Raw genomic sequence first — 26,843 nt, 5'->3', positions numbered from 1 at the left:
TGGCATCTTAAGCCTTGCGCATCCGCAAGCACCGCCACAAAGCCACAACCATCAACCCACTGACCAGCGCCCAACCCCACGCCTGCTGGTTCAACAGACCTTCGCGGAACAGCTGCGGCGCAATGCCTGCACCGATGATAAAGGCCAGTAGGGCAATTTCCCGACGTGGCCCGGTCACCGGGCGAATCAGATAGACCAGGGCAGGCAGCACCAGCGCCGCACTTGGGAAGCTGCGGTAGCGCGGGTCAAACACCAGCGCCAGCATCATCACCGCGCCAGCGAACCCGGCGATTGCCACCAGCCAGCCCGCGCGCGGCTCCAGCCAGTTGAACGCCCGCTCGCGCCAACCCTCGCGGCTGCTCAAGGCCAGGGCCGCATGTGCCAGTACCAGCAGGTTCAACGCGACCAGCAGCCCCGCCCACACCCATTCATCATTGAAGCGTGCGGTTACGCGGGTCAGTTCGGCCCAGGTGCCGATGGAACAGGCGGCGACGGCCCCGAGCAGCGGCAGCAGCCAGGCGGCGCGCACGCTGCGCACCCGCCCGCCGAGCGCCAGGGTGCCCAGCAGGATGAGTCCACCGACTCCCAGCCACAGTGGCCAGTACGGTACGTTGGTCACTGGGCCTGCGAGGATGCCTTTGTCCTGACGATCGGCATCGAACAAGCCCCAGTAGCCGCCGACAGCGCCTTCACTGGCACGCTTCCACGGCTGGTCGAAGGCTTCGATCAGGTTGTAGTGCCAGCCATTGGCTTCGGCCATGGCCACGAAACCGCGCATGAACTTGGCCTCATTGACCCGGCTCGGCACCGCGGTTTCGCGCTGGCGGCCTTCGCTGGGCCAGCCGGTCTCGCCGATCATTACGTCCTTGGGCGCGAATTTATTGCCGAAGGTCTGGCGCACGTCACCGACATGCTTGAGCGCCTGGTCGATTCCCGAGGGGGCGTCTTCCCAGTACGGCAGCAAGTGGATGGTCAGGAAATCCACCGCCGGGGCAATTTCCGGGTGTTGCAGCCAGAACTCCCAGACGTCGGCATACGTGACCGGCTGCTTGATCTGGCTTTTGACCTTATGGATCAGCTTCACCAACTGTGCGGCCGTGACTTCCTTGCGCAGCAGGGTTTCGTTGCCGACGATCACCGAAGTCACCACGTCGGCGTTGGCGTTGGCCGAGGCGATCAAGGCGTCGACTTCTTTTTCGGTGTCGACCGGGTTGCCGTTGACCCAGGCGCCGATCATCAGTTTCAGCCCGTGCTTGCGCGCCAGGTCCGGCAAGGCTTCCAGGCCGGTCATGGAGTAGGTGCGGATGCATTCGAAGCGGGTGGCCAGCAGGGCCAGGTCGGCGTCCATGCGCTCGGGGCGCAGCTTGAACGGCTGGTCGAACGGTGATTGGTCCTTGTCGAACGGCGTGTAGGAGGCGCATTGCAGTTTGTGGCTGGCGCTGGCCACGTCCGGCAGCACCACTGGCCGGCCGAGGCCATACCAGTACCCGACCAGCGCAAGCAGGCCGAGGATCAAGGCGAATAAATAGGGCAGGGCAGGGAAGCGGGCAGTTGCGGGCATGGTCGGCTTATCTGGGGAGCAAAGGCGCGCATCTTACCCGGATTTGTCGCGTCCCAGTGGGGCTGCATGATTTAGACATGCAAAGTTCGGGCGGGGTATGAGGTGAGCGTCCCATAACAGCGCTAGCTGGCGATGTGATGTCGTTTCTTGCTTACCTGAGGTCGCTGACAGAGCAGGACAAAGGCCCCGGCAGGTTGATGATCGAAGTATCAGCACTCCACTGATGTCGTTGCCGCCGGATCGATGCGCGTGAAGGGGGCGTGGCGCACCACATAACAACAGGTTGACGTCGCTCGACATCCGTCGGGCGCAGCACTTTCGGGGAAGTACGATGAAGATGCGACGACTCTTGGGCGCAGTTGCCACTCTGGTAGTTGCGATGAGCTCCACACTGGCCAGCGCCGACAGCAAAACCCTGAGCATCGGCTACGTGGACGGTTGGTCCGACAGCGTTGCCACCACTCATGTGGCGGCAGAAGTGATCAAGGCAAAGCTCGGTTATGACGTCAAGTTGCAAGCGGTCGCCACCGGGATCATGTGGCAGGGTGTTGCTACCGGCAAGCTCGACGCCATGCTCTCTGCCTGGCTACCCGTGACCCATGGTGAATACTGGGCCAAGAACAAGGACAAGGTGGTCGACTACGGCCCCAACTTCAAGGATGCGAAGATCGGCCTGATCGTGCCGGAGTACGTCAAGGCCAAGTCCATCGAAGACCTCAAGACCGACACCACCTTCAAGAACAAGATCGTCGGTATCGACGCCGGTTCAGGCGTGATGCTCAAGACCGACGAAGCGATCAAGGCCTATGGCCTGGACTACAAGCTGCAAGCCAGCTCCGGTGCCGCGATGATCGCCGAACTGACCCGCGCCGAAGACAAGCAGGAATCCATTGCAGTCACCGGGTGGGTGCCGCACTGGATGTTCGCCAAGTGGAAACTGCGGTTCCTGGACGATCCAAAAGGGATCTATGGCGCTGCTGAAACCGTCAACAGCATTGGTAGCAAGGGCCTGGAGAAGAAAGCCCCGGAAGTCGCGGCGTTCCTGAAGAAATTCCAATGGGCTTCCAAGGACGAAATCGGTGAAGTCATGCTCGCCATCCAGGAGGGCGCCAAGCCCGATGCAGCCGCCAAGGACTGGGTTGCCAAGCACCCTGAGCGGGTTGCCGAGTGGCTCGCCAAGTAACCCCCCTTTGATGTAACCCCTTGTGGGAGGGGGCTTGCCCCCGATTGCGATGGATCAGTCAGATCATCAGCGACTGACACACCGCAATCGGGGGCAAGCCCCCTCCCACATTATTATTTTCGCCGCCCGCAAATGTTTCTGCGCCCTCGCAAACCCTCGCTACACTCCCTCTAATACTAAGGTCGTCTGGAACCTGCCCCGTAGCCGCATACAGTGGCTATTGTTTCAATAATAACAAAGCTGTGCTGCGAGGATAAAAACAATGAACGACAGCATTTACCTCTCGATTCAAAACAGCCCGCGCTTCAAGGAGCTGGTTAGAAAAAGGGAAAGGTTCGCCTGGATTCTCTCGGCGATCATGCTAGGGCTTTACTCCGGATTCATCCTGTTGATTGCCTACGGGCCACAATTGCTGGGGGCTAAGATCAGCTCCACTTCGTCCATCACCTGGGGAATCCCTATCGGTGTCGGGCTGATTCTATCGGCCTTTGTCCTCACTGCGATCTACGTGCGACGCGCCAACGGCGAATTCGACGATCTGAACAATGCGATTCTCAAGGAGGCTGCGCAATGATCCGTCGTCTATTGGCTGTACTGGGTGCTTCGGTCTTCGCGCCTGCTATATGGGCGGGGGAGGCGTTGACCGGTGAAGTGCAAAAACAACCGCTGAATATTCCAGCGATCCTGATGTTCGTGGTCTTTGTCGGCGCGACGTTGTGCATTACCTACTGGGCGTCCAAGCGCAACAACTCGGCGGCCGACTACTATGCGGCCGGCGGCAAGATCACCGGTTTCCAGAACGGCCTGGCGATTGCCGGCGACTATATGTCGGCCGCGTCCTTTCTGGGTATTTCCGCACTGGTATACACCTCCGGCTACGACGGCCTGATCTACTCGATCGGCTTCCTGGTGGGCTGGCCGATCATTCTGTTCCTGATCGCCGAGCGCCTGCGTAACCTGGGCAAATACACCTTTGCCGACGTGGCGTCCTACCGCCTCGGGCAAACTCAGATCCGTAGCCTGTCGGCTTGCGGTTCGCTGGTGGTGGTGGCGTTCTACCTGATCGCGCAGATGGTAGGCGCGGGCAAGTTGATCCAGCTGCTGTTCGGCCTTGATTACCACGTAGCGGTGATCATGGTGGGTGTCCTGATGTGCCTGTACGTGCTGTTCGGCGGCATGCTGGCGACCACCTGGGTGCAGATCATCAAGGCAGTGTTGCTGCTGTCCGGCGCCACATTCATGGCAGTCATGGTGATGAAGCACGTCAACTTCGACTTCAGCACGCTGTTTTCCGAGGCGATCAAGGTTCACCCTAAAGGTGAAGCGATCATGAGCCCTGGCGGTTTGGTGAAAGATCCGGTCTCCGCGTTCTCCCTGGCTCTGGCACTGATGTTCGGTACCGCCGGCCTGCCGCACATCCTGATGCGCTTCTTCACCGTGAGCGACGCCAAGGAAGCGCGCAAGAGCGTGTTGTACGCCACTGGTTTCATCGGCTACTTCTACATCCTGACCTTCATCATCGGTTTCGGCGCGATCCTGCTGGTCAGCACCAACCCGGCGTTCAAGGATGCTGCAGGCGCCTTGCTCGGTGGTAACAACATGGCGGCGGTTCACCTGGCCAACGCGGTGGGTGGCAGTATCTTCCTGGGCTTCATCTCGGCTGTGGCGTTTGCCACCATCCTCGCGGTGGTTGCGGGCTTGACCCTGGCCGGTGCTTCGGCGGTGTCCCATGACCTGTATGCCAGCGTGATCAAGAAAGGCAAGGCCAACGACAAAGAGGAGATTCGCGTCTCGAAGATCACCACTATCGCCTTGGCGGTGCTGGCAATCGGTCTGGGTATCCTGTTTGAAAGCCAGAACATTGCGTTCATGGTCGGCCTGGCGTTCTCTATCGCTGCCAGCTGTAACTTCCCGGTGTTGCTGCTTTCCATGTACTGGAAAAACCTCACCACCCGTGGCGCAATGATTGGCGGCTGGCTCGGGTTGGTCAGTGCCGTGGGCCTGATGGTCCTGGGGCCGACCATCTGGGTGTCGATCCTGCATCACGAAAAAGCCATCTTCCCGTATGAGTACCCTGCGCTGTTCTCGATGTTCATCGCGTTCGTCAGCATCTGGTTCTTCTCCATCACCGACAAGTCGGCGGCGGCAGTCAAGGAACGGGCACTGTACTTCCCGCAGTTTGTGCGTTCGCAGACTGGCCTGGGGGCGAGTGGGGCGGTTTCTCACTAAGGTTGTAGCTTAATAGGAAATGCCCCGGTCGATAGGCTGGGGCATTTTTTTTGGCTGGAGTTTTGTGGTGGCTGGGCCATTGCTATCGGGGGCAAGCCCCCTCCCACAGTTGGTTGCATTCCAAGGTGGGTAGTCGGTCAGGTTTGGGGGGCTTAATAGGAAGTGTCCCGGTCGATAGGCTGGGGCTTTGTGTTGGTTGGGCTATTGTCATCGGGAGCAAGCTCCCTCCCACATTCGACCGGGTACCTACCTTGGAATGCAGTCGGATGTGGGAGGGGGCTTGCTCCCGATAGCTGAATTTCAGACAAAACAGTTTCTTGGTTCCTGCACAAATAAAAACGGCCTCCATGAAGGAGGCCGCTTTTTTATTGCGCGTCGGTCAGATGCTTACTTGCGATCTTCCAGCTTGGTAATGTCACGCGACTCGTAGCCGGTGTACAGCTGGCGCGGGCGGCCAATCTTGTACGGGCTGGAGAGCATTTCTTTCCAGTGGGAGATCCAGCCCACGGTCCGCGCCAGGGCGAAGATCACGGTGAACATGCTGGTTGGAATGCCGATCGCCTTGAGGATGATCCCCGAGTAGAAGTCGACGTTCGGGTACAGCGAGCGCTCGATGAAGTACGGGTCGGTCAGAGCGATCTCTTCCAGGCGCATGGCCAGTTCGAGTTGCGGATCGTTCTTGATGCCCAGTTCCCTCAACACTTCGTCGCAGGTTTTCTTCATGACGGTGGCGCGCGGGTCGCGGTTCTTGTAGACCCGGTGACCGAAGCCCATCAACTTGAACGGATCGTTCTTGTCTTTGGCCTTGGCGATGTATTTGTCGATGTTCGAGACATCGCCGATTTCATCGAGCATGGTCAATACGGCTTCGTTCGCACCGCCGTGGGCAGGGCCCCACAGCGCGGCGATACCGGCGGCGATACAGGCGAACGGGTTGGCACCCGAAGAGCCGGCCAGACGCACGGTAGAGGTGGAGGCGTTCTGCTCGTGGTCGGCATGGAGGATGAAGATCCGGTCCATTGCCTTGGCGAGCACCGGGCTGATCGGTTTGATCTCGCACGGGGTGTTGAACATCATGTGCAGGAAGTTTTCCGCGTAAGTCAGGTCGTTGCGCGGGTACATCATGGGTTGCCCCATGGAGTACTTGTAAACCATTGCGGCCAGGGTCGGCATCTTGGCAACCAGGCGGATCGCGGAGATTTCGCGATGCTGCGGGTTATTGATGTCGAGGGAGTCGTGATAGAAGGCCGACAGGGCGCCGACCACGCCGCACATGACGGCCATCGGGTGGGCGTCGCGACGGAAGCCGTTGAAGAACGTCTTCAACTGCTCGTGAACCATGGTGTGGTTCTTTACAGTACTGACAAACTGGGCTTTCTGCTCGGCGGTTGGCAACTCGCCATTTAGTAGCAGATAGCAGGTTTCCAGGTAGTCCGATTTCTCAGCCAGTTGCTCGATCGGGTAGCCCCGATGCAGCAAAATGCCATTATCGCCATCAATATAGGTAATCTTCGACTCGCATGAGGCGGTCGACATGAAACCTGGGTCGAAAGTGAAACGGCCCGTGGCCGTCAGGCCCCGTACGTCGATAACATCAGGACCAACGGTGCCGGTTAAAATGGGCAGCTCGACGGGGGCTGCGCCCTCGATGATCAACTGCGCTTTTTTGTCAGCCATGTGGCCTCCTATTTATGCTTCAAATCATCAGACAGACCCCCCACGCAGGGCCCGCACCACTATAGTGAGATAAATTCAGATGTCAATTTGCCTAAAGTCTTGCCCCAGAAGGCTTTAACCGGACTTTTTCCTCGAAATTTACCGCCATTTACGCCTTTTATCCTGCCAACGCAATGCGCTATTAGGGTGAGGTCAGCGCGTTGTCATTAGTAACCTAACTGTCTATACTCGGCCACCGACCGCCAAGGGCTTTTGGGCTTGCTTTCATTGGGGGTCGCACTCCCTGGGTGGTGTTACCTGACCAGTCCGCTCCCCAACAACTTTGCCCTGATTGTTAGGGGCTCTTCAGTGTGAAAAAAAGCCGTGAATAGCCAACGACCTGTAAACCTAGACCTAAGGACCATCAAACTCCCCATCACCGGCGTTACGTCGTTCCTGCACCGTGTTTCCGGCATCATCCTCTTCCTGGGCCTGGGCTTCATGCTTTATGCATTGAGCAAATCCCTGGGTTCCGAGGAAGGTTATGCCGAGGTGAAGGCATGCTTGACCAGTCCGCTGGCCAAGTTCGTAGCATGGGGCCTCTTGTCCGCTCTGCTGTATCACTTGGTAGCCGGCGTGCGCCACTTGATCATGGATATGGGCATCGGTGAGACGCTGGAAGGCGGCCGCCTGGGCTCGAAAATCGTCATCGCCGTTTCCGTGGCGCTGATCGTTCTGGCAGGAGTTTGGATATGGTAACCAGCGTAACGAATCTGTCGCGTTCGGGCCTCTATGACTGGATGGCACAGCGTGTGTCTGCGGTCGTTCTCGCGGCTTATTTCATTTTCCTGATCGGATACCTCGTCGCCAATCCGGGCATCGGCTATGAGCAATGGCATGGCCTGTTTTCCCACAATGCGATGCGAATCTTCAGTCTGCTGGCCCTTGTAGCCCTGGGCGCTCACGCCTGGGTCGGCATGTGGACCATTTCGACCGACTACCTGACGCCGATGGCGCTGGGCAAGTCTGCGACAGCAGTACGGTTTCTCTTCCAGGCAGTATGCGGCGTCGCGATGTTCGCTTACTTCGTCTGGGGTGTGCAGATTCTTTGGGGTATCTGATCCATGGCTAACATTCCAACTATTTCCTTCGACGCCATCATCATTGGTGGCGGCGGCGCCGGCATGCGCGCAGCGCTGCAACTGGCTCAGGGTGGTCACAAGACTGCCGTGATCACCAAGGTGTTCCCGACGCGTTCCCACACCGTATCGGCCCAGGGTGGCATCACCTGCGCCATCGCCTCCGCCGACCCGAACGATGACTGGCGCTGGCACATGTACGATACCGTCAAGGGTTCCGACTATATCGGTGACCAGGACGCTATCGAATACATGTGTCAGGAAGGCCCGGCCGCCGTGTTCGAGCTGGACCACATGGGTCTGCCGTTCTCGCGTACCGAGCAAGGTCGTATCTACCAGCGTCCATTCGGCGGTCAGTCGAAGGATTACGGTAAAGGCGGCCAGGCTGCCCGTACTTGCGCCGCGTCCGACCGTACCGGTCACGCGCTGCTGCACACCCTGTATCAGGGCAACCTGAAAGCCGGCACCACGTTCCTGAACGAGTACTACGCGGTTGACCTGGTAAAAAACCAGGACGGCGCATTCGTCGGCGTGATCGCCATCTGCATCGAAACCGGTGAAACCACCTACATCCGCGCCAAGGCTACCGTTCTGGCAACTGGCGGTGCAGGTCGTATCTACGCCTCGACCACCAACGCACTGATCAACACCGGCGACGGCGTTGGCATGGCGCTGCGTGCCGGCGTGCCGGTGCAAGACATTGAAATGTGGCAGTTCCACCCGACCGGCATCGCCGGCGCCGGTGTACTCGTCACCGAAGGTTGCCGTGGTGAAGGTGGCTACCTGATCAACAAGCACGGTGAGCGTTTCATGGAGCGTTATGCTCCGAACGCGAAAGACCTTGCCGGTCGTGACGTTGTAGCCCGTTCCATGGTCAAGGAAATCATCGCCGGCAACGGCTGTGGCCCGAACGGCGACCATGTGCTGCTCAAGCTCGATCACCTCGGCGAGGAAGTGCTGCACAGCCGCCTGCCAGGTATCTGCGAACTGTCCAAGACCTTTGCGCACGTTGACCCGGTGGTTGCTCCGGTTCCGGTTGTTCCGACTTGCCACTACATGATGGGCGGCGTGCCGACCAACATCCATGGCCAGGCAATCACCCAGAACGCCGACGGCGTGGACGAGATCATCCATGGTCTGTTCGCGGTGGGCGAAGTGGCTTGCGTATCGGTACACGGCGCCAACCGTCTGGGCGGCAACTCGCTGCTCGACCTGGTGGTCTTCGGCCGTGCTGCCGGCCTGCACCTGGAAAAGGCGCTGACCGACGGCATCGAATACGATGACGCTACCGACGCCAACATCGAAGCTGCCCTGGCGCGTCTGTCCGCTCTGAACGAGCGTACCGAAGGCGAAGACGTGGCTACCCTGCGTCGCGAGCTGCAAAGCTGCATGCAGAACTACTTCGGTGTATTCCGTACCGGCGAATACATGCAGAAGGGTATTGCCCTGCTGGCTGACCTGCGCAAGCGCATCGCCAACGTCAAGATCAACGATAAGAGCCAGGCGTTCAACACCGCTCGTATCGAAGCCCTTGAGCTGCAAAACCTGTTGGAAGTGGCTGAAGCGACTGCGATTGCCGCCGAGGTTCGTAAAGAGTCCCGCGGTGCTCACGCTCGTGAAGACTACGAAGACCGTGACGATGAAAACTGGCTGTGCCACACCCTCTACTTCCCGGGTGAAAAGCGCGTCACCAAGCGTGCCGTTAACTTCTCGCCGAAGACGGTTCCGATGTTTGAACCGAAAATTCGGACTTACTAAGGGTGGCTGCCATGTTGAAAGTCAGTGTGTATCGCTACAACCCTGATCGGGACGCTGCGCCGTTCATGCAGGAATTCCAGGTCAATACCGGTGGTAAAGACTTGATGGTGCTGGATGTGCTGGCCCTGATCAAAGAGCAGGACGAAGGGTTCTCCTATCGTCGCTCTTGCCGTGAAGGTGTTTGCGGCTCCGACGGCATGAACATCAACGGCAAGAACGGCCTGGCGTGCATCACGCCGCTGTCCGCCGTGGTCAAAGGCAACAAGCTGATCGTTCGTCCTCTGCCAGGTTTGCCGGTTATCCGTGACCTGGTCGTCGATATGAGCATCTTCTACAAGCAATACGAGAAGGTTAAGCCATTCCTGCAGAACGATACGCCGGCTCCGGCCATCGAGCGTCTGCAGTCCCCGGAAGAGCGCGAGAAGCTCGACGGCCTGTACGAGTGCATCCTGTGCGCTTGCTGCTCGACGTCGTGCCCGTCCTTCTGGTGGAACCCGGACAAATTCCTGGGCCCGGCTGCTCTGCTGCAAGCATATCGCTTCCTGGCAGACAGCCGTGACACCCAGACCTCCGAGCGTCTGGCTTCACTGGATGACCCGTTCAGCGTATTCCGCTGCCGCGGGATCATGAACTGCGTCAACGTATGTCCTAAAGGCCTGAACCCGACTAAGGCCATTGGTCACATCCGTAACATGCTGCTGCAAAGCGGCGTGTAATTGACGTTGTAGCAAAGCAGGACCGTTGTGCCCGTAAATGCTACGGCGCAGGCTTCAACCGGCGCCGTAGTCTTAACTTGAGCAGCGACTTACAAAGCCGCGGCTCTTATTTTGAAGAAATGAGACAAGCAGGGGCATTCGGGTTGGTACCCGAACTATCAGCGTGATCCTAAGTGGCTTGTTTTGGTCGCTGCACTTGGCCTTTTGCAAGCAAACTCGGTGTCGCCGCCGGTGGTGTCCCCAAATCGAGGGTGACCAAGCATGCAAGAAAGCGTGATGCAGCGCATGTGGAACAGCGGCTATCTTTCAGGTGGTAACGCTGCCTATGTGGAAGAGCTTTATGAGCTCTACCTGCACGACCCTAACGCTGTGCCAGAAGAATGGCGCACCAAATTTCAGACGTTGTCTTCAGACGGCAACGCTGCCACCGATGTATCGCACGCAACAATTCGCGATCAGTTCGTGCTGCTGGCAAAGAACCAGCGCCGCGCCCAACCGGTTTCCGCCGGAAGCGTGAGCAGTGAGCATGAGAAGAAGCAAGTTGAAGTACTGCGACTGATCCAGGCCTACCGTATGCGCGGCCACCAGGCGGCCCAGCTCGACCCGCTGGGGCTCTGGAAGCGTCCTGCACCTGCAGACCTGTCGATCAATCATTACGGCTTGACCAATGCCGATCTTGATACGACCTTCCGTGCCGGAGACCTGTTCATCGGCAAAGAGGAAGCGAGCCTACGCGAAATTCACGAAGCGTTGCAGCAGACATATTGCCGCACCATTGGCGCTGAGTTCACGCACATCACCGACTCCGAACAGCGTCACTGGTTCCAGCATCGCCTGGAAGGCGTGCGTGGCCGTCCGGTGTTGTCTGCCGATGTGCGCAGCCACCTGCTTGAGCGCGTGACCGCAGCCGAAGGCCTCGAAAAATACCTGGGCACCAAATACCCGGGCACCAAGCGTTTCGGCCTGGAAGGCGGCGAGAGCCTGATTCCGATGCTCGACGAGCTGATCCAGCGTTCCGGCTCCTACGGCACCAAGGAAATCGTGATCGGCATGGCCCACCGTGGCCGTCTCAACGTGCTGGTCAACACCTTCGGCAAGAACCCGCGCGACTTGTTCGACGAGTTCGAAGGCAAGAAAAAGGTCGAGCTGGGTTCCGGTGACGTTAAATACCACCAGGGCTTCTCGTCGAACGTGATGACCACCGGCGGTGAAGTTCACCTGGCCATGGCCTTCAACCCGTCCCACCTGGAAATCGTTTCTCCAGTGGTCGAGGGTTCGGTGCGCGCTCGCCAGGATCGTCGTAACGACGCGACCGGTGAGAAGGTTCTGCCGATTTCCATCCACGGCGACGCGGCATTCGCCGGTCAAGGCGTGGTCCTGGAAACCTTCCAGATGTCGCAGACCCGCGGCTTCAAGACCGGCGGTACCGTTCACATCGTCATCAACAACCAGGTGGGCTTCACCATCAGCAACCCGTTGGACGCGCGTTCCACCGAGTACGCCACCGACGTTGCCAAGATGATCCAGGCGCCGATCCTCCATGTGAATGGTGATGATCCGGAAGCCGTGCTGTTCGTGACCCAACTGGCTGTCGACTACCGCATGCAGTTCAAGCGTGACGTGGTGATCGACCTGGTTTGCTACCGCCGTCGCGGTCACAACGAAGCGGACGAACCAAGCGGCACCCAGCCGTTGATGTACCAGCAGATCACCAAGCAGCGCACCACCCGTGAGCTGTACGCCGAAAGCCTGACCAAGGCCGGTGTGGTTGACGAAGCGCGTGTTCAGGCGAAAGTCGACGAATACCGCAACGCGTTGGACAACGGTCTGCATGTTGTAAAAAGCCTGGTCAAAGAGCCGAACAAAGAGCTGTTCGTCGACTGGCGTCCGTACCTGGGCCACGCCTGGACTGCGCGTCACGATACGTCGTTCGATCTGAAGACTCTGCAGGAACTGTCTGCCAAGCTGCTGGAAATTCCTGACGGCTTTGTCGTACAGCGCCAGGTCGCGAAGATCTACGAAGACCGTCAGAAGATGCAAGCCGGCGGCCTGCCGATCAACTGGGGTTACGCCGAAACCATGGCGTATGCGACCCTGGCGTTCGAAGGTCACCCGATCCGCATGACCGGCCAGGACATCGGCCGTGGTACGTTCTCGCACCGTCACGCGGTTCTGCACAACCAGAAAGACGCAGGCACCTACATCCCGCTGCAACACCTGTACGAAGGCCAGCCACGTTTCGACCTGTACGATTCGTTCCTGTCCGAAGAAGCCGTACTGGCGTTCGAATACGGTTACTCGACCACCACGCCTAACGCGCTGGTGATCTGGGAAGCCCAGTTCGGCGACTTCGCCAACGGTGCCCAGGTGGTTATCGACCAGTTCATCACCAGCGGCGAGCACAAGTGGGGCCGTCTGTGCGGTCTGACCATGCTGCTGCCACACGGTTATGAAGGTCAGGGTCCGGAGCACTCCTCGGCCCGTCTGGAGCGTTACCTGCAGCTGTGCGCCGAGCACAACATCCAGGTGTGCGTGCCGACTACCCCGGCCCAGATCTACCACTTGCTGCGTCGCCAGGTCATTCGCCCACTGCGCAAGCCGCTGGTAGTGCTGACGCCGAAATCGCTGTTGCGTCATAAATTGGCCATCTCGACCCTGGAAGATCTGGCGGAAGGCTCGTTCCAGACCGTTATTCCAGAAATCGATACACTGGACGCGGCCAAGGTCACTCGCCTGATCCTGTGCAGCGGCAAGGTCTACTACGATTTGCTGGAAAAACGCCGTGCCGAAGGCCGCGAAGACATCGCCATCGTGCGTATCGAGCAGCTTTACCCGTTCCCGGAAGATGACCTCATGGAGATCATCGCGCCTTACACCAACCTCACTCATGTAGTGTGGTGTCAGGAAGAACCGATGAACCAGGGCGCCTGGTACAGCAGCCAGCATCATCTGCGTCGCAGCATTGGTAACCACAACAAGGCCCTGGGCCTGGAATACGCCGGTCGCGATGCTTCTGCCGCGCCTGCCTGTGGTTATGCATCGATGCACGCCGAGCAGCAGGAAAAACTCCTGCAAGATGCTTTCACTGTTTAACGCCTTCGCGCTGACTGAAACCGAATTTTAAGGACCCACAGATAATGGCTATCGAAATCAAAGCCCCGACATTCCCGGAATCGGTTGCCGATGGCACCATTGCCACTTGGCACAAGAAACCAGGCGAGGCTGTAAAGCGTGACGAACTGATCGTCGACATCGAGACCGACAAAGTCGTTCTGGAAGTGTTGGCTGAAGCTGACGGCGTGTTGGGCGCGATCATTGCCAACGAAGGCGATACCGTCCTGTCCAACCAGGTACTGGGCTCGATCGAAGCGGGCAGCGCTGCTGCCGCTCCGGCTGCCGCTGCACCGGCTGTTGCTGCTTCTGCTCCAGCTGCCGCTCCGGCGGCGGGTGGCGAAGATCCAATCGCCGCACCGGCTGCTCGTCAGCTGGCCGAAGAGAACGGCATCAACCTGGCTTCCATCAAAGGCACCGGCAAAGACGGCCGTGTGACCAAGGAAGACGTGGTTGCTGCCGTTGAAGCCAAGAAAAACGCTCCAGCTGCCGCACCCGCCAAGGCTGCAGCACCTGCTGCCGCTGCTCCTGTGTTCGCCGCTGGCGACCGCACCGAGAAGCGCGTGCCGATGACCCGCGTGCGTGCCACCGTGGCCAAGCGTCTGGTTGAAGCACAGTCGAACATGGCGATGCTGACCACCTTCAACGAAGTCGACATGACCGAAGTCATGGCCCTGCGTTCGAAGTACAAGGACCTGTTCGAGAAGAGCCACAACGGCGTGCGCCTGGGCTTCATGTCGTTCTTCGTGAAAGCGGCCACCGAAGCGCTGAAACGCTTCCCGGCAGTCAACGCTTCCATCGACGGCAGCGACATCGTTTACCATGGTTATGCAGACGTCGGCGTTGCCGTGTCCAGCGACCGCGGCCTGGTGGTTCCGGTTCTGCGTAACGCCGAGCTGATGAGCCTGGCTGAAATCGAAGGCGGCATCGCCGGCTTCGGCAAGAAAGCCCGTGACGGCAAGCTGACCATCGACGAGATGACCGGCGGCACCTTCACCATCACCAACGGTGGTACCTTCGGTTCGATGATGTCGACTCCGATCGTCAACCCGCCGCAAGCTGCGATCCTGGGCATGCACAACATCATCCAGCGTCCGATGGCAATCAACGGCCAAGTCGTGATCCGTCCGATGATGTACCTGGCGCTGTCTTACGATCACCGCCTGATCGATGGTAAAGAAGCCGTGACTTTCCTGGTGACCATCAAGAACCTGCTGGAAGACCCAGCTCGTCTGCTGCTGGATATCTGATAGAAGCAGCTGCGGGCCTCAAGTGACAGGCTGCCGGATACGGCAGTCGGGCTTGGGGCCTGCGGCTTGACAGCTTGCTGCTAAATAGAGGAACTATTTTCATGTCGCAGAAATTTGACGTTGTAGTGATTGGTGCAGGTCCTGGCGGCTATGTTGCCGCTATCAAGGCCGCACAACTGGGCCTCTCGACTGCTTGCATCGAAAAATACACCGACAAGGAAGGCAAACTGGCACTGGGCGGTACTTGCCTGAACGTTGGTTGCATTCCTTCCAAGGCGCTGCTGGACAGCTCCTGGAAATTCCACGAAGCGCAAAGCGGTTTTGCCATCCACGGCATCAGCCACGCTGGCGTGACCATGGACGTACCCGCGATGGTTGGCCGTAAAGCCAACATCGTCAAAGGCCTGACCTCCGGCGTTGCCACCCTGTTCAAGGCCAACGGCGTAACTTCCCTGCAAGGCCACGGCAAGCTGCTGGCCGGCAAGAAAGTTGAAATCACCAAGCCGGACGGTTCGGTCGAAATCATCGAAGCCGAAAACGTGATCCTGGCTCCAGGTTCGCGTCCGATCGACATTCCACCAGCACCTGTTGACCAGAAAGTCATCGTTGATTCGACCGGCGCCCTGGAATTCCAAGCAGTTCCCAAGCGTCTGGGCGTGATCGGCGCTGGCGTGATCGGCCTGGAACTGGGTTCGGTCTGGTCCCGCCTGGGTTCCCAGGTCACTGTGCTCGAAGCCCTGGACACGTTCCTGCTGGCTGCTGACACCGCAGTGTCCAAGGAAGCCCTGAAAACCCTGACCAAACAGGGTCTGGACATCAAGCTGGGCGCTCGCGTGACCGGCTCGAAGGTCAACGGCGAAGAAGTGGTCGTGACCTACACCGACAAGGATGGCGAACAGACCATCACCTTCGACAAGCTGATCGTAGCCGTTGGTCGCCGTCCAGTGACCACCGACCTGCTGGCAGCCGACAGCGGCGTGAACATCGACGAGCGTGGTTTCATCCACGTTGACGATCACTGCGCTACCACCGTTCCTGGCGTCTACGCCATTGGCGACGTGGTTCGCGGCATGATGCTGGCGCACAAGGCTTCCGAAGAAGGCATCATGGTTGTCGAGCGCATCAAGGGCCACAAAACCCAGATGAACTACGACCTGGTCCCATCGGTTATCTACACCCACCCGGAAATTGCATGGGTCGGCAAGAACGAACAGCAGTTGAAAGCTGAAGGCGTTGAAGTTAACGTCGGCACCTTCCCGTTCGCTGCTTCTGGTCGTGCCATGGCAGCCAACGACACCGGTGGTTTTGTCAAAGTCATCGCTGATGCCAAGACTGACCGCGTATTGGGCGTCCATGTGATTGGCCCAGGCGCAGCAGAACTGGTCCAGCAGGGCGCAATCGGTATGGAATTCGGCACCAGTGCCGAGGACATCGGCATGATGGTTTTCTCCCATCCGACCCTGTCCGAAGCATTGCACGAAGCCGCGCTGGCAGTGAATGGTCATGCCATTCACATCGCGAACAAGAAGAAGCGCTAAAACGAGATAATAAGAAACCACGGCGGTTGCCCGTCGTGAGCCTTGCGCGCAAGACTCACCGCGGAATATCCGCTGGACGCAGTCTTGCGCAGCTTGACCGGGCTTGAGTCCGGCAAGTTGCGTAAGCAGCAGTCACAGGTGGCGCGGCACTCATAATGAGCGCAGCGCCGAATGCGCAGTACCTAACGAAGACGGTAAAAAGCATGAATCTTCACGAGTATCAGGGTAAGCAGCTGTTCGCTGAATACGGCCTGCCAGTATCCCAGGGCTACGCAGTAGACACCCCGGAAGCAGCAGCAGAAGCTTGCGATAAAATCGGCGGGACCGAATGGGTTGTAAAAGCCCAGGTTCACGCAGGTGGTCGCGGTAAAGCGGGCGGCGTTAAGCTGGTTCGCAGCAAAGAAGACGCCAAGGCCTTCGCACAGCAGTGGCTGGGCAAGCGTCTGGTGACTTACCAGACTGATGCCAATGGCCAGCCAGTCACCAAGATCCTGGTTGAATCGTGCACTGATATCGCTAAAGAGCTGTACCTGGGCGCTGTCGTTGACCGTTCGAGCCGTCGCATCGTGTTCATGGCTTCCACCGAAGGTGGCGTGGACATCGAGAAGATCGCTCACGATACCCCTGAAAAAATTCTGAAAGCCACTATCGATCCACTGGTTGGCGCTCAGCCATTCCAGGGTCGCGAGCTGGCTTTCCAGCTGGGCCTGGAAGGCAAGCAAGTTGCCCAGTTCGCCAAGATCTTCGTAGGTCTGGCCAAACTGTTCCAGGATCACGATCTGGCCCTGCTGGAAGTGAACCCGCTGGTGATCAAGGCTGACGGCGATCTGCATTGCCTCGACGCCAAGATCAACATCGACGCCAACGCCATGTACCGTCAGCCTAAGCTGAAGACTTTCCACGATCCGTCGCAAGACGATCCGCGCGAAGCGCACGCTGCCAAGTTCGAACTGAACTACGTAGCCCTGGAAGGTAACATCGGCTGCATGGTCAACGGTGCCGGCCTGGCCATGGGTACCATGGACATCGTCAACCTGCATGGCGGCAAACCAGCCAACTTCCTCGACGTGGGCGGTGGTGCTACCAAAGAACGCGTAACCGAAGCCTTCAAGATCATCCTGTCCGACTCCAACGTCGCTGCAGTACTGGTCAACATCTTCGGCGGCATCGTTCGTTGCGACATGATTGCCGAAGGCATCATCGGTGCAGTGAAAGAAGTCGGCGTGAAAATCCCGGTTGTTGTTCGCCTTGAAGGTAACAACGCTGAACTGGGCGCTAAAGTACTGGCAGAAAGCGGTTTGAACATCATCGCGGCTACCAGCCTGACCGACGCTGCTCAACAAGTTGTCAAAGCTGCGGAGGGCAAATAATGAGCGTCCTGATCAATAAAGACACCAAAGTTATCTGCCAGGGTATTACCGGTTCGCAAGGTAGCTTCCACACCCAGCAAGCCATCGAATACGGCACCAAGATGGTTGGTGGTGTAACGCCGGGCAAAGGCGGCACCGAGCACCTGGGCCTGCCAGTGTTCAACACCGTTAAAGACGCAGTAGCTGCCACTGGCGCGACCGCCAGCGTGATCTACGTTCCGGCTCCTTTCTGCAAAGACTCGATCCTGGAAGCGGCGTTCGGCGGCATCAAGCTGATCGTGTGCATCACCGAAGGCATTCCTACCCTGGATATGCTGGATGCCAAGGTCAAGTGCGACGAGCTGGGCGTGGTCCTGATCGGTCCTAACTGCCCAGGCGTGATCACTCCAGGCGAATGCAAGATCGGCATCATGCCTGGTCACATTCACTTGCCAGGTAAAGTCGGTATCGTTTCCCGTTCCGGCACCCTGACCTACGAAGCTGTGAAGCAGACCACTGACGCCGGTTTCGGTCAGTCGACTTGCGTCGGCATCGGCGGTGACCCGATCCCAGGCTCGAACTTCATCGACATCCTGAAGCTGTTCCAGGAAGACCCGAAGACCGAAGCGATCGTCATGATCGGTGAGATCGGCGGTTCGGCTGAAGAAGAAGCGGCTGCCTACATCAAGGCCCACGTGACCAAGCCGGTTGTTTCCTACATCGCTGGTGTGACTGCCCCTGCTGGCAAGCGCATGGGCCATGCTGGCGCAATCATCTCTGGCGGCAAAGGCACTGCAGACGAGAAATTCGCTGCACTGCAAGACGCAGGCGTAAAAACCGTGCGTTCGCTGGCAGACATCGGCAAGGCCTTGGCCGAGCTGACCGGTTGGGCAGTCAAGTAAGCCTCGCGCTTAACTGACGCTTCACCAGCAAAGGCCACCTTCGGGTGGCCTTTGTGCATTCTGGGCGGCCCATTTATTGAAATGTACGTGGTCCCATGTGGGAGGGGGCTTGCTCCTGATAGCGGTGGCTCAGTCACTGATGATGTGATTGAACCTCCGCTATCGGGAGCAAGCTCCCTCCCACATTTTTTGTCTGTATCGCCACATTAAGTATGAAAACACGACATTCCAATGTCGCTTATCGGACAGTTCGCCCTGCAACAGTGCGTTTATCGGCCAAATTCTGTAACCTTGCCGCCTCTTTAAGCGCTCGCATCCCAAAAGGAAGCCGCGCGCTAGACCGGTCGGTGCCCACAAGGGCCGGCAGCATTTCCCTCATCCATAGGGAAGCCCTCTCTAAATTCCGATTCAGTAGTGTGGTATTTCCTCAAATGAAAGTGTTGAAAAGTCAGGACATCCTGGCGTTGGGCTTCATGACTTTTGCCCTGTTTGTAGGGGCCGGCAACATCATCTTCCCGCCTATCGTTGGTTTGCAGTCCGGGCCCCATGTCTGGATGGCGGCGTTGGGTTTCCTGATCACCGCAGTCGGGCTTCCGGTGGTCACCGTGATCGCCCTGGCCAAGGTCGGTGGTGGTATGGATGCGTTGAGCAGCCCGATCGGCAAGATCGCCGGTGGCCTGCTGGCGGCGGCAGCGTATCTGGCGGTAGGGCCGCTGTTCGCCACCCCGCGTACCGCGACAGTGTCCTTTGAAGTGGGCCTGGCGCCGTTGACCGGTGAAAGCCCGCTGGCGCTGTTCCTCTACAGCTCGGTGTACTTTCTGGTGGTGTTTTTCGTCTCCCTGTACCCGGGCCGTCTGTTGGACACCGTGGGCCGTTTCCTGGCACCGCTGAAAATCATCGCGCTGTCCATCCTTGGTATCGCCGCGTTTGCCTTGCCGGCCGGTGACGTGGGCGTCGCCAACCCGGAATACGTGGCCGCGCCGTTCTCCCAAGGCTTTATCAATGGTTACCTGACCATGGATACCCTGGGCGCGCTGGTGTTCGGTATCGTGATCGTCAACGCGATCCGTTCCCGTGGTGTCGAATCGCCTAAATTGATCACCCGCTACGCGATCATTGCCGGGCTGATTGCCGGCGTCGGCCTGGCGTTGGTGTATGTCAGCCTGTTCCGTCTTGGGGCGGGCAGCCATGAGATCGCCGCCGGTGCCGCCAATGGCGCCGCTGTCCTGCATGCCTACGTGCAACACACCTTTGGTTCCCTGGGCAGTGGCTTCCTGGCCGTGCTGATCTCCCTGGCCTGCCTGGTCACCGCCGTCGGCCTGACCTGTGCCTGCGCCGAGTACTTCAGCCGGATCCTGCCGCTGTCCTACAAGACCCTGGTGGTGATCCTGGCGCTGTTCTCGCTGTTCGTGTCCAACCTGGGCCTGACCAAACTGATCGCGTTTTCGATCCCGGTGCTCACTGCGATCTACCCTCCATGCATCGTGCTGGTGGCTTTGAGCTTCTGCAAAGACTTCTGGCAGGAGCAGAGCCGCATCGTTGGCCCGGTGATGTTGGTGTCGTTCATCTTCGGCTGCATCGATGCGCTCAAGGGCGCCGGCCTGGCGGGCTGGATGCCGTCGCAATTGGCCAACCTGCCGTTGAGCGAGCAGGGCCTGGCGTGGCTGGTGCCATCGGTGATGATGCTGGTGGCCGCGGTGGTGGTTGACCGCATGCTGGGCAAGCGCAGCGAAGCGGTCGCGTAACCCCCGGCTTCAGGCTGTATTGAAATGCCCCGTATCGATTGATACGGGGCATTTTTTATGGGCGGCGGGCAGTGTCTTTTTCCGTGGGCTAACGTCGAAGGAGTAACGCAAAGCTCAAGCTGGAACCCGGCGCCCACACTTAACCGGGTTCATGAAATCTGTCGTGTATAAGGACCCGCATGCCGTTTATCGAAGCCAACCTGATCCACTTGCTTGCCGCCCTCTGGTTCGTCCTCTGTTGGGGCGGCTACACCCGTTATGCCACCTGGAAAGCCCGCGACACTGCCTGTCTGGCCAGCGTGCTGCACCTGTATCGCGAAGACTGGATGCGTCGCATGCTGCTGCGTGACAACCGCATCGCCGACGCCAGTGTGATTGGCAATCTTGAGCGCAACGCCTCGTTCTTCGCCTCCAGCACCTTGATCATCCTTGCGGGCATTCTCACCGTGTTGGGCGCCTCGGAGCGGGCGGTTTCATTGCTGGCCGATATTCCGCTGGTGCAGCAGGCATCCCAGGGTATGTCGGAGATCAAGCTGCTGTGCCTGGCACTGGTGTTCGTCTACGCGTTCTTCACGTTCAGCTGGTGCATGCGCCAGTACAACTTTGCCGCGGTGCTGGTGGGGTCGGCGCCGATGATCGGTGAGCGGCACGTGTCGGAACAGGAGCGCAAGGCGTTTGCCCTGCGGGCGGCGCGGGTGATTTCGATGGCGGCCAACCAGTTCAACTTTGGCCTGCGCGCTTACTACTTCGGGATGACCATGCTGGCATGGTTTGTCAGTCCCTGGCTGTTCATGTCGATGAGCGCCGGGGTGGTATTGGTGCTGTATCGCCGAGAGTTTCATTCCGACGTACTGCAAGTGATGGTGTATACGCAGACCGATACGTCGCTGCCGGACGTGGCCAAAGACCCGGTGGCGTAAAGCGCTGCAGGCATAGCGCCGGTTTATCGCACTGCGCGACAACAGCAGACAAAGTAAAGCCCGCTATCTAAGCGGGCTTTCTTTTTGCAGCCAAGCTATTTCAAGCCCCGGTATCAAGAACCGGTTGCTGGGGTAGCAGGTGCTGCTTCTTGTGCTGCGGCTTTGTTCGATTCGGCCTGAGCTTTGGCAGCATCGCCGTTTTCTTTCGCAGCTTCGTTCACTTTATCCTGTGCTGCAGCCATATCTTTCTGAGCTTGCTCAGAGTGCGCGGCGGCATCTTGGGCTTTGTTTTCGGATTTCTTGTCGCAGGCAGCGAGACCGAGGGCAGCGGCCAGCATCATGGAAATAGCTAAAGTCTTGCGCATTGGGTGTTTCTCCTTAGTGAAGATATCTACTGGCCTTTCGAGCACATGGGGCCAGCATTAGTTCCTTATATCCCACAGATATATAAAGCATTTTCCCAAGGAACTTTTTCCGACGGTCCATACTGCGTCGGGCCCACATTCATCAGAGTCTGAACCGAATGACCGAAAATCCCTTGTTAGAGCGTGCCAAGCGCTTTATTTCAGCGTTGCGCCATTGCCAGGTGCTGGGTATTGCCGTTCATCAAGCCAGCGAAGAGGGGATTACCCTGGTTCTGCCCTACAGCCCGATGATCGTGGGTGATCCCCAGACGGGCGTGATCCATGGTGGCGCATTGACCTCGCTGATGGACACCGCCTGCGGCATGGCCACCCTGTGCGTGTTGCCGGAGTTCGAGGTGTGCCCGACCCTCGACCTGCGCATCGACTACATGCATCCCGCCGAACCGCACAAGCCGGTGTATGGTTTCGCCCAGTGCTACCGGGTGACCGCCGACGTGATTTTCACCCGTGGTTTCGCTTACCAGGATGACCCGCAACAACCCGTCGCCCACACGGTGGGGACGTTCATGCGTATGGGCAAGCGCCTCAAGGGCGCGCAGGGGCTGGGCAGTACAGTCACGGGAGAACAGGTATGACACATCACTTCAAGACACGTCTGGAGCAGGCCCATGAGCACGGTAACTACAAGGCGCTGCTCGATCTGATCCCCTACGCCAAGCTGATCGGCATCGAATGCACGCGGATAGGCGATGAGCTGCTGTTCCGCCTGCCGGCCAACAAGGACAACATTGGTAACCCGATATTACCGGCACTGCACGGCGGTGTGATTGCAGGCTTTATGGAACTCTGCGCCGCGTTGCACCTGCTGGTGTTCACCGGCGCACCGGGCCTGCCGAAAATTATCGACTTTTCCCTGGATTACCTGCGCGCCGGCCAGTTTCGCGACACTTACGCCAAGTGCCAGGTCTGGCGCCAGGGTCGACGGGTGGCGAACGTGTCGATCACCGCCTGGCAAAGCACCGCGGCCGAACCCATCGCCACCGCCCGCGCGCATTTCAAGATCGGAGAAGTGTCCCGCCCTTGAAATCCTGGTCTTAGCCCCCAACTTTGATGACAACCCGCCGCCAACCCTTCAGGGCGCGGCCACTGCCATCCAATTGGAGTTTGATGACCATGAGTGTGGAAACTCAAAAGGAAACCCTGGGCTTCCAGACCGAGGTGAAGCAACTGCTGCACCTCATGATCCATTCGCTGTATTCCAACAAGGAAATTTTCCTTCGCGAGTTGATCTCGAACGCCTCTGACGCTGTCGACAAATTACGTTTCGAAGCCCTGTCCAAGCCGGAGTTGCTGGAAGGTGGCGCCGAACTGAAAATCCGCGTGAGCTTCGACAAAGACGCCAAGACCGTCACCCTCGAAGATAACGGTATCGGCATGAGCCGTGAGGATGCGATCACCCACCTGGGGACCATCGCCAAATCCGGCACTGCCGATTTCATGAAGCACCTTTCGGGCGACCAGAAGAAAGATTCGCACCTGATCGGCCAGTTCGGCGTGGGCTTCTACTCGGCCTTCATCGTCGCCGACAAGGTTGAAGTGTTCAGCCGCCGCGCCGGCCTTGACGCCAGCGAAGGCGTGCATTGGTCTTCGAAAGGCGAGGGCGAGTTTGAAGTCGCCACCCTCGACAAGGCTGATCGCGGTACGCGCATCGTGCTGCACCTGAAACCCGGTGAAGACGAATTTGCCGATGGCTGGCGCCTGCGCAACATCATCAAGAAGTATTCCGACCACATCGCCCTGCCGATCGAATTGCCGAAAGAGCAGGCCGCCGCCGAAGGCGAAGAAGCACCGGCCGTTGAGTGGGAAACCGTCAACCGCGCCAGCGCTCTGTGGACCCGTCCGCGTACCGAGATCAAGGACGAGGAATACCAGGAGTTCTACAAGCACATCGGGCACGACTACGAAAACCCGCTGAGCTGGAGCCACAACAAGGTCGAAGGCAAGCTGGAATACAGCTCGCTGCTCTACGTACCGGCCCGCGCGCCGTTCGACCTGTACCAGCGCGAAGCGCCAAAGGGCCTGAAGCTCTACGTGCAGCGCGTGTTCGTGATGGACCAGGCGGAATCGTTCCTGCCGCTGTACCTGCGCTTTATCAAAGGCGTGGTCGACTCCAACGACCTGTCGCTGAACGTGTCGCGGGAAATCCTGCAGAAAGACCCGATCATCGACTCCATGAAGTCGGCGCTGACCAAGCGCGTCCTCGACATGCTGGAAAAACTGGCGAAGAACGAGCCTGAGCAATACAAAGGCTTCTGGAAGAACTTCGGCCAGGTCATGAAAGAAGGCCCGGCGGAAGATTTCGCCAACAAGGAAAAAATCGCCGGCCTGCTGCGTTTTGCCTCCACCCAGGGCGAAGACGGCGAGCAGGTGGTGTCCCTGGCCGAGTACCTGGCACGCGCCAAGGAAGGTCAGGACAAGATCTACTACCTGACCGGCGAGACCTACGCTCAGGTCAAGAACAGCCCGCACCTGGAAGTCTTCCGCAAGAAAGGCATCGAAGTGCTGCTGCTGACCGACCGTATCGATGAGTGGCTGATGAGCTACCTCAGCGAATTCGACGGTAAGACCTTTGTCGACGTGGCGCGTGGCGACCTGGACCTGGGCAACCTGGATTCCGAAGAAGACAAAAAAGCCGCTGAAGAAGTGGCCAAGTCCAAGGAAGGCCTGGTTGAGCGGATCAAGGCCTCCCTGGGCGACGCCGTCAGCGAAGTGCGGGTTTCCCACCGTCTGACCGACTCCCCGGCGATCCTGGCCATCGGCGAGCAGGACCTGGGCATGCAGATGCGTCAGATCCTCGAAGCCAGCGGTCAGAAGGTGCCGGACTCCAAGCCGATCTTCGAATTCAACCCGGCTCACCCGCTGATCGAGAAACTCGACGGCGAACAGAGCGAAGAGCGTTTTGGCGACCTGTCGCACATCCTCTTCGACCAGGCAGCCCTGGCTGCCGGCGACAGCCTGAAAGACCCGGCCGCCTATGTGCGCCGACTGAACAAGCTGTTGGTTGAACTGTCGGTTTAACCCCGTTGTAGAAAAACCCGCTTCGGCGGGTTTTTTCGTTCTTGTGCAACCTCAACTGGAGTAAATGATGAGCCAAGTCACTGTGCGTTCCGTGGTCTATCAGATTGATGGCCAGTCTTATGAAAGCCGCCTGGCCTTCGATGCCAGCCAAACCGGCCCGCTGCCGGGCCTGTTGATGGCACCGAACTGGATGGGCGTGAGTGCAGGGGCCGAAGAGATTGCCAAGCGCGTCGCCAGCAAAGGCTACGTGGTGCTGATCGCCGACCTGTACGGGCAAACCGTGCGCCCGTCGAATAACGATGAGGCCGGTGCGGCGATGATGCCGTTGAAGAATGACCGCCCATTGCTGAACAAACGCATGCAGGCCGCGTTAGCGCAACTGCAAGGCCAGAGCGAAGCTGCGGTGGATACGTCTAGGTTGGCCACCTTCGGTTTTTGCTTCGGCGGTTGCTGTGCGCTGGAGCTGGCGCGCACCGGCGCAGCGTTGAAGGCTGCGGTGTCGTTCCACGGCACCCTCGACACGCCAAACCCGGCGGATGCGAAGAACATCAAGGGTTCCGTGCTGGTGTTGCATGGTGCTTCCGACCCGCTGGTGCCGAAAGCGCAACTGCCGGCGTTCGAAGATGAGATGAACGCGGCCGGTGTGGATTGGCAACTGCTGAGCTATGGCGGTGCGGTGCATTCCTTCACCGACCCGCACGCCAACGTGCCGGGCATGATGATGTACGACGCGAAGACCGCTGCGCGGGCGTTCCAGTCGATGCATAACTTGTTGGATGAAGTGTTCAAGGGCTAAGTCTCTGGCGTCTGTCCTGGCCTCATCGTGAACAAGCCTGCTCCCACATTCGAGCGCATTCCTACAGGGTAAATGCGGTTAAATGTGGGAGCAGGCGGCTATCTCACCGGCAACTCAATTCTTTCGGTTTCACCGGGCACCGTTGGCCAATCCCCAGCCGCCCAACGCTGCCGGGCCTGCTCGATCACGGCCGGGTCGCTCGCGACAAAATTCCAGTTGATCCGGCGTGGCCCATCCAGCGGCGCGCCACCGAACACCACCAGGTGACAATCGCTGTCGGCAGACAGGGTCATCGCCTGTCCGCTCGGCAACACCACCAGGCTGTGTGCCTCAAGCGGCTCACCGTCCAACTGTACGTCACCCTCCAGCACATACACCGCGCGTTCTTCATGCTCGTCGGGGATCAGCAGGGTGGTGGCCGTCTGCATCTGCACATCGGCGTACAGCGTGGGCGACAGCACCGGCACTGGTGATTTGAGGCAGAAGCCATTGCCGGCGATCAGGCGGATCTGCACGCCCAGGTTGTCGCTGGTGGGCAAGCTGGCTGCCGGATGGTGGCTGTAATGCCCCGGGCCGCTCTCGTGGTCCTTGGGGGAGGCGAGCCACACTTGCAGCCCATGCAGGCTGAACCCCTTGCTCTTGATTGCTTCGGGCGTGCGCTCGACGTGGGCAATCGCGCTGCCGGCGGTCATCCAGCTCACATCGCCGGCCTGCACCATTTGGTCCGAACCGAGGCTGTCCTTGTGCTGCAAGGTGCCTTCGAACAGGTAGGTGAGGGTCGACAGGCCGATGTGCGGATGCTGGCGGATATTCATGCCGCTGCCCGGCGCATAGCGGGTCGCCAGCATATGGTCGAAAAACACGAACGGCCCGACGCTACGGCATTCTCGCGATGGCAGCGGGCGCAGGATGGGCTGGCCTTCGACATCTTCGAGGCGAGGGCGGATCACGGTGAGGGTGGTCATGGTGCGTCCCTGTCGGAGCGGGTTGGATAGCCCTGAGCATAACCCGCTCGACCGGAGGTTGCCGCTATTGGCTGAAGGCACCTTCCGACAATTTCGTCTCGATACTCACCTCGGCGGTGGTCATCAGCTTGTGTATCGGGCAGCGGTCGGCGATGCGGTGCAGTTCGTCGCGTTGCTGATCGGTGAGCACGCCCTTGAGCGTCAGCTTGACGTTGAGGTGGTACTTGCCCTTTTGCTCTTCGCTGTCGTCGTGGGTGATTTCCACGGTTACGCCGGTCAGCGGGATGCCCTTTCTCTGCGCATACAGCTTCAGGGTCAGGGCCTTGCACGACGCCAGGGCTGCGTCGAAATAGTCGTGGGGCGAGGGCGCGGTGTCGTCACCGCCCAGGCTTTTGGGCAGATCGGTGAACAACTCGTGGTTATCGATGTTAAGGCTGTGGCGGAAGTTGTCGGCATTCAGGGTGTTGACGGTAACAGGCATGGCGAACCTCTCAAGCGTGGCAGGAAGAAAGTCATGCTGTTATAGAACATGCTGGCACTCAAGTGTTCCAGGATTTTTTCCAGATGGCGGGGCGGCAGGAT

Annotated in this window: 23 protein-coding genes; 18 read left to right on the top strand and 5 right to left on the bottom strand. The window is 59.0% G+C overall.

From position 1 onward, the window contains the following. Positions 1-7: 7 nt before the first annotated feature. Entirely contained in the window at positions 8-1,561 is a 1,554-nt protein-coding gene (locus tag ACP7E3_RS23155; RefSeq protein WP_102618158.1) for a glycosyl hydrolase family 17 protein, read from the bottom strand. A 331-nt stretch (positions 1,562-1,892) separates the two neighbouring features. Here ACP7E3_RS23155 and ACP7E3_RS23150 point away from each other — a divergent pair, with 331 nt between their 5' ends. The 3 genes from ACP7E3_RS23150 to ACP7E3_RS23140 all read left to right on the top strand — a co-directional run bounded on the left by ACP7E3_RS23150 (position 1,893) and on the right by ACP7E3_RS23140 (position 4,973). Next, positions 1,893-2,744 carry a glycine betaine ABC transporter substrate-binding protein gene (locus tag ACP7E3_RS23150; protein ID WP_057003706.1) on the top strand — a complete coding sequence of 284 codons (852 nt, stop codon included), beginning with the start codon at positions 1,893-1,895 and terminating at the stop codon, positions 2,742-2,744. A 262-nt stretch (positions 2,745-3,006) separates the two neighbouring features. Next, positions 3,007-3,318, top strand: a complete 312-nt coding sequence (locus tag ACP7E3_RS23145) for a DUF485 domain-containing protein (protein WP_017846760.1) — start codon at positions 3,007-3,009, stop codon at positions 3,316-3,318. Further along, positions 3,315-4,973 carry a cation acetate symporter gene (locus ACP7E3_RS23140; protein ID WP_017846761.1) on the top strand — a complete coding sequence of 553 codons (1,659 nt, stop codon included), beginning with the start codon at positions 3,315-3,317 and terminating at the stop codon, positions 4,971-4,973. The genes ACP7E3_RS23145 and ACP7E3_RS23140 overlap by 4 nt, the downstream gene beginning before the upstream one ends. 387 nt (positions 4,974-5,360) lie before the next feature. On the opposite strand, the gene gltA is transcribed toward ACP7E3_RS23140, so the two are convergent. After that, complete coding sequence (gltA, locus tag ACP7E3_RS23135) at positions 5,361-6,650, bottom strand: citrate synthase (RefSeq protein ID WP_017846762.1); 1,290 nt, start codon at positions 6,648-6,650, stop codon at positions 5,361-5,363. A gap of 363 nt (positions 6,651-7,013) precedes the next feature. Here gltA and sdhC point away from each other — a divergent pair, with 363 nt between their 5' ends. The 11 genes from sdhC (at position 7,014) to ACP7E3_RS23080 (ending at position 21,057) form a co-directional block, all read left to right on the top strand. Continuing rightward, complete coding sequence (sdhC, locus tag ACP7E3_RS23130) at positions 7,014-7,388, top strand: succinate dehydrogenase, cytochrome b556 subunit (protein ID WP_017846763.1); 375 nt, start codon at positions 7,014-7,016, stop codon at positions 7,386-7,388. Further along, entirely contained in the window at positions 7,382-7,750 is a 369-nt protein-coding gene (gene sdhD / locus ACP7E3_RS23125) for a succinate dehydrogenase, hydrophobic membrane anchor protein (protein WP_017846764.1), read from the top strand. The genes sdhC and sdhD overlap by 7 nt, the downstream gene beginning before the upstream one ends. A 3-nt stretch (positions 7,751-7,753) precedes the next feature. After that, complete coding sequence (gene sdhA / locus ACP7E3_RS23120; RefSeq protein ID WP_017846765.1) at positions 7,754-9,526, top strand: succinate dehydrogenase flavoprotein subunit; 1,773 nt, start codon at positions 7,754-7,756, stop codon at positions 9,524-9,526. An 11-nt stretch (positions 9,527-9,537) separates the two neighbouring features. Continuing rightward, complete coding sequence (locus tag ACP7E3_RS23115) at positions 9,538-10,242, top strand: succinate dehydrogenase iron-sulfur subunit (RefSeq protein WP_108524427.1); 705 nt, start codon at positions 9,538-9,540, stop codon at positions 10,240-10,242. 261 nt (positions 10,243-10,503) lie between these two features. Further along, positions 10,504-13,335, top strand: coding sequence for a 2-oxoglutarate dehydrogenase E1 component (locus ACP7E3_RS23110; protein ID WP_046384197.1), 2,832 nt, complete (start codon positions 10,504-10,506; stop codon positions 13,333-13,335). A gap of 44 nt (positions 13,336-13,379) precedes the next feature. Beyond that, entirely contained in the window at positions 13,380-14,603 is a 1,224-nt protein-coding gene (gene odhB, locus ACP7E3_RS23105; RefSeq protein WP_017846768.1) for a 2-oxoglutarate dehydrogenase complex dihydrolipoyllysine-residue succinyltransferase, read from the top strand. Positions 14,604-14,704: 101 nt separating this feature from the next. After that, positions 14,705-16,141 carry a dihydrolipoyl dehydrogenase gene (gene lpdA / locus ACP7E3_RS23100; RefSeq protein ID WP_046384196.1) on the top strand — a complete coding sequence of 479 codons (1,437 nt, stop codon included), beginning with the start codon at positions 14,705-14,707 and terminating at the stop codon, positions 16,139-16,141. Positions 16,142-16,344: 203 nt separating this feature from the next. Then, positions 16,345-17,511 (top strand): ADP-forming succinate--CoA ligase subunit beta, encoded by a 1,167-nt coding sequence (gene sucC / locus ACP7E3_RS23095; protein ID WP_017846770.1) that lies wholly within the window; start codon positions 16,345-16,347, stop codon positions 17,509-17,511. Then, on the top strand, positions 17,511-18,392 hold the full coding sequence (gene sucD, locus ACP7E3_RS23090; RefSeq protein WP_003172813.1) for a succinate--CoA ligase subunit alpha: 882 nt from the start codon (positions 17,511-17,513) through the stop codon (positions 18,390-18,392). Before sucC ends, sucD begins: the two co-directional genes overlap by 1 nt. A gap of 431 nt (positions 18,393-18,823) precedes the next feature. Then, on the top strand, positions 18,824-20,137 hold the full coding sequence (gene brnQ, locus ACP7E3_RS23085; protein WP_057003705.1) for a branched-chain amino acid transport system II carrier protein: 1,314 nt from the start codon (positions 18,824-18,826) through the stop codon (positions 20,135-20,137). Positions 20,138-20,316: 179 nt separating this feature from the next. Next, complete coding sequence (locus ACP7E3_RS23080; protein ID WP_017846772.1) at positions 20,317-21,057, top strand: DUF599 domain-containing protein; 741 nt, start codon at positions 20,317-20,319, stop codon at positions 21,055-21,057. Between the two features lie 113 nt (positions 21,058-21,170). Here the strand turns inward: ACP7E3_RS23080 and ACP7E3_RS23075 are convergent, their stop codons facing one another. Continuing rightward, positions 21,171-21,422, bottom strand: coding sequence for a hypothetical protein (locus ACP7E3_RS23075; protein ID WP_017846773.1), 252 nt, complete (start codon positions 21,420-21,422; stop codon positions 21,171-21,173). A 158-nt stretch (positions 21,423-21,580) separates the two neighbouring features. Here ACP7E3_RS23075 and ACP7E3_RS23070 point away from each other — a divergent pair, with 158 nt between their 5' ends. The 4 genes from ACP7E3_RS23070 (at position 21,581) to ACP7E3_RS23055 (ending at position 25,296) form a co-directional block, all read left to right on the top strand. Further along, positions 21,581-22,057 carry a PaaI family thioesterase gene (locus ACP7E3_RS23070; RefSeq protein WP_426124487.1) on the top strand — a complete coding sequence of 159 codons (477 nt, stop codon included), beginning with the start codon at positions 21,581-21,583 and terminating at the stop codon, positions 22,055-22,057. Further along, complete coding sequence (locus ACP7E3_RS23065) at positions 22,054-22,506, top strand: PaaI family thioesterase (protein WP_017846775.1); 453 nt, start codon at positions 22,054-22,056, stop codon at positions 22,504-22,506. Before ACP7E3_RS23070 ends, ACP7E3_RS23065 begins: the two co-directional genes overlap by 4 nt. Positions 22,507-22,595: 89 nt before the next feature. Next, positions 22,596-24,500 (top strand): molecular chaperone HtpG, encoded by a 1,905-nt coding sequence (gene htpG, locus ACP7E3_RS23060; RefSeq protein WP_017846776.1) that lies wholly within the window; start codon positions 22,596-22,598, stop codon positions 24,498-24,500. 67 nt (positions 24,501-24,567) lie between these two features. Then, complete coding sequence (locus tag ACP7E3_RS23055) at positions 24,568-25,296, top strand: dienelactone hydrolase family protein (protein WP_046384193.1); 729 nt, start codon at positions 24,568-24,570, stop codon at positions 25,294-25,296. Positions 25,297-25,394: 98 nt separating this feature from the next. On the opposite strand, the gene ACP7E3_RS23050 is transcribed toward ACP7E3_RS23055, so the two are convergent. Then, positions 25,395-26,261 carry a pirin family protein gene (locus ACP7E3_RS23050; RefSeq protein WP_128192192.1) on the bottom strand — a complete coding sequence of 289 codons (867 nt, stop codon included), beginning with the start codon at positions 26,259-26,261 and terminating at the stop codon, positions 25,395-25,397. Between the two features lie 64 nt (positions 26,262-26,325). Then, on the bottom strand, positions 26,326-26,742 hold the full coding sequence (locus tag ACP7E3_RS23045) for an OsmC family protein (RefSeq protein ID WP_046384191.1): 417 nt from the start codon (positions 26,740-26,742) through the stop codon (positions 26,326-26,328). Positions 26,743-26,843 lie beyond the last annotated feature (101 nt).

It is taken from the genome of Pseudomonas sp. PSPC2-3, assembly GCF_049898265.1.
In the GTDB taxonomy this organism is placed as follows: domain Bacteria; phylum Pseudomonadota; class Gammaproteobacteria; order Pseudomonadales; family Pseudomonadaceae; genus Aquipseudomonas; species Aquipseudomonas veronii.
This window is presented reverse-complemented; position numbering and strand designations above follow the sequence as displayed.

Bases quoted from the DNA above. Each gene is read 5' to 3' on its own strand.
- ACP7E3_RS23155 (WP_102618158.1), bottom strand. From the start codon at position 1,561: ATGCCCGCAACTGCCCGCTTCCCTGCCCTGCCCTATTTATTCGCCTTG.
- ACP7E3_RS23150 (WP_057003706.1), top strand. From the start codon at position 1,893: ATGAAGATGCGACGACTCTTGGGCGCAGTTGCCACTCTGGTAGTTGCG.
- ACP7E3_RS23145 (WP_017846760.1), top strand. From the start codon at position 3,007: ATGAACGACAGCATTTACCTCTCGATTCAAAACAGCCCGCGCTTCAAG.
- ACP7E3_RS23140 (WP_017846761.1), top strand. From the start codon at position 3,315: ATGATCCGTCGTCTATTGGCTGTACTGGGTGCTTCGGTCTTCGCGCCT.
- gltA (WP_017846762.1), bottom strand. From the start codon at position 6,650: ATGGCTGACAAAAAAGCGCAGTTGATCATCGAGGGCGCAGCCCCCGTC.
- sdhD (WP_017846764.1), top strand. From the start codon at position 7,382: ATGGTAACCAGCGTAACGAATCTGTCGCGTTCGGGCCTCTATGACTGG.
- sdhA (WP_017846765.1), top strand. From the start codon at position 7,754: ATGGCTAACATTCCAACTATTTCCTTCGACGCCATCATCATTGGTGGC.
- ACP7E3_RS23115 (WP_108524427.1), top strand. From the start codon at position 9,538: ATGTTGAAAGTCAGTGTGTATCGCTACAACCCTGATCGGGACGCTGCG.
- ACP7E3_RS23110 (WP_046384197.1), top strand. From the start codon at position 10,504: ATGCAAGAAAGCGTGATGCAGCGCATGTGGAACAGCGGCTATCTTTCA.
- odhB (WP_017846768.1), top strand. From the start codon at position 13,380: ATGGCTATCGAAATCAAAGCCCCGACATTCCCGGAATCGGTTGCCGAT.
- lpdA (WP_046384196.1), top strand. From the start codon at position 14,705: ATGTCGCAGAAATTTGACGTTGTAGTGATTGGTGCAGGTCCTGGCGGC.
- sucC (WP_017846770.1), top strand. From the start codon at position 16,345: ATGAATCTTCACGAGTATCAGGGTAAGCAGCTGTTCGCTGAATACGGC.
- sucD (WP_003172813.1), top strand. From the start codon at position 17,511: ATGAGCGTCCTGATCAATAAAGACACCAAAGTTATCTGCCAGGGTATT.
- brnQ (WP_057003705.1), top strand. From the start codon at position 18,824: ATGAAAGTGTTGAAAAGTCAGGACATCCTGGCGTTGGGCTTCATGACT.
- ACP7E3_RS23080 (WP_017846772.1), top strand. From the start codon at position 20,317: ATGCCGTTTATCGAAGCCAACCTGATCCACTTGCTTGCCGCCCTCTGG.
- ACP7E3_RS23075 (WP_017846773.1), bottom strand. From the start codon at position 21,422: ATGCGCAAGACTTTAGCTATTTCCATGATGCTGGCCGCTGCCCTCGGT.
- ACP7E3_RS23070 (WP_426124487.1), top strand. From the start codon at position 21,581: ATGACCGAAAATCCCTTGTTAGAGCGTGCCAAGCGCTTTATTTCAGCG.
- ACP7E3_RS23065 (WP_017846775.1), top strand. From the start codon at position 22,054: ATGACACATCACTTCAAGACACGTCTGGAGCAGGCCCATGAGCACGGT.
- htpG (WP_017846776.1), top strand. From the start codon at position 22,596: ATGAGTGTGGAAACTCAAAAGGAAACCCTGGGCTTCCAGACCGAGGTG.
- ACP7E3_RS23055 (WP_046384193.1), top strand. From the start codon at position 24,568: ATGAGCCAAGTCACTGTGCGTTCCGTGGTCTATCAGATTGATGGCCAG.
- ACP7E3_RS23050 (WP_128192192.1), bottom strand. From the start codon at position 26,261: ATGACCACCCTCACCGTGATCCGCCCTCGCCTCGAAGATGTCGAAGGC.
- ACP7E3_RS23045 (WP_046384191.1), bottom strand. From the start codon at position 26,742: ATGCCTGTTACCGTCAACACCCTGAATGCCGACAACTTCCGCCACAGC.